This window comes from Yoonia sp., assembly GCF_036007805.1.
GTDB lineage: Bacteria > Pseudomonadota > Alphaproteobacteria > Rhodobacterales > Rhodobacteraceae > Yoonia.
Genome location: NZ_DASYOK010000349.1, coordinates 1 through 1,672 on the forward strand (window position 1 = coordinate 1; position 1,672 = coordinate 1,672).

Genomic DNA, 1,672 nt, shown 5'->3' on the forward strand with positions numbered 1-1,672 from the left:
CGCCCGCCAGATGGACCGCGATATCGTGGGGCGCTATCCTGCGACGCTGATCAACGTGGCGTCGATGTATGCGCTGAATGGTCCGCACCACCAGATTTACGAGGATATGCCGTTCAAATCCTTCTCGGCCTATTCGGCGACCAAAGCGGGCATCCACGGCCTTACCCTCTGGCTTGCGGGCTATTGGGCCAAGCGGAACGCGACCGTGAATACCATCGCCCCGGGTGCGGTGTTCAACGGCCATTCCGACGAATTCCAGCGCCGCGTGGGTGAATTGATCATGGCGGGCCGCATGGCCGCGCCGGATGAAATTGCCGATGCGATGCTGTTTTTGTGTTCCTCGCAGTCGGGCTATATGACCGGCCAGTTGGTCAACGTCGATGGCGGCTTCAGCGGATGGTAGCGGATACATTTCTGGTCATCGGTGCAGGATCAATCGGGCAACGCCACGCCCGTAATCTTGCCGCCTTGGGCCAAAAGGTTGACCTCATCCCCTACCGCGCATTTGATCCCGATGCCGTGGCTCAACGCAGCGATGTTGCAGGCGTCATCGTCGCAACGGCCACCCCGATCCGCCTGTCGCTGATCCAGCTTTGCGCTGCCAAGGACTGGCCCTTCTACGTTGAAAAACCGCTTGGCTGGACCAAAGAGCAGATCGCCAACATCTATGCGGCGGCCGCACCTGTGGCTGACCGCTCAATAGTCGGCTTCATGATGCGCTATCACCCTGCGGTGCGCGCGCTGGCCGCCCTTGATCTGTCCGATATTTACAGTTTCGCTTTCGAGATCGGCCATGATGTGCGGCAATGGCGCGAGAACTGGTCCTTTGCGCAAAGCTATGCGTCCGATCCGGCGGGCGGCGGGGTTCTGCTGGACCTGTGCCATGAACTGGACATCGCGCATTGCCTCTTTCCAGAGGCCACGGTGACAGGCGCCGCAAGCCTCGACCACCCCGATTTTGCAAAGGTCGATTTCGCCACGCGCATCAGCCTTGCCGCGCCTTTGGGAACGGTTGCGATGGACTACCTCTCACCTGTCAGTCTGCGCAAAGGACAATTGCGCGGCACCGACCAGGTCATTGATCTGGACCTGATGGCGCCTGCATACACGCGCGATACAGGTGCCGGTCCGCAAACGACAGCCTTCGATTTTGATCGCAACGATATGTTTCTGGGCTTGATGGCCGATTTCATCGCCATCGCTACAGGAAAACCCCCGTCGGGTAATCCGCTGATGCCGCGCCTGAGCACCGTGCGGGAAAGTTGCGACATGATCGCCGAAGCCTGGCAGGCACGCCAGTTTCGCGGACAGGTTGACGTCGCGTTCTAGCGCCAGCCTTGCCAGAATTTCAGCTCGGCCTGCTTTTGCGCAAAACTCTCGGTCAAGGCATCGCGGTCATATTCGGTTCTGATCCACTCTTCGATCGCGATCGGCGCTTGCGCGTTACGGGCCGCGTAGACGTCGAAGAAGTGATCCAGAATGCCGGTGGAGGTCTTGCGGATATGTAAATACCGAAAGCTGAGTTGTCTGCGCGCTTGGGCGACAGATTGGCCATCATGGACCATCAGATAAAGCGCCGCGACGAGGCCTGTCCGATCGGCACCTGATTTGCAGTGCATCAGGAACGGGCGCTCCATCGCTTCAAAAGCGGCGATCACATCCAAAAGACGCT

Annotated in this window: 3 protein-coding genes; 2 read left to right on the top strand and 1 reads right to left on the bottom strand. The window is 59.3% G+C overall.

The window, feature by feature from the left end:
* Window positions 1-403 (top strand): SDR family oxidoreductase (locus VGP75_RS18345; protein WP_327545031.1); only part of this gene is annotated, 403 nt, incomplete at its 5' end.
* Entirely contained in the window at window positions 397-1,329 is a 933-nt protein-coding gene (locus VGP75_RS18350) for a Gfo/Idh/MocA family protein (protein ID WP_327545032.1), read from the top strand. The genes VGP75_RS18345 and VGP75_RS18350, both read left to right, overlap by 7 nt.
* Here the strand turns inward: VGP75_RS18350 and VGP75_RS18355 are convergent.
* On the bottom strand, window positions 1,326-1,672 hold a 347-nt coding region (locus VGP75_RS18355), incomplete at its 5' end, for a tyrosine-protein phosphatase (RefSeq protein ID WP_327545033.1). The genes VGP75_RS18350 and VGP75_RS18355 overlap by 4 nt on opposite strands.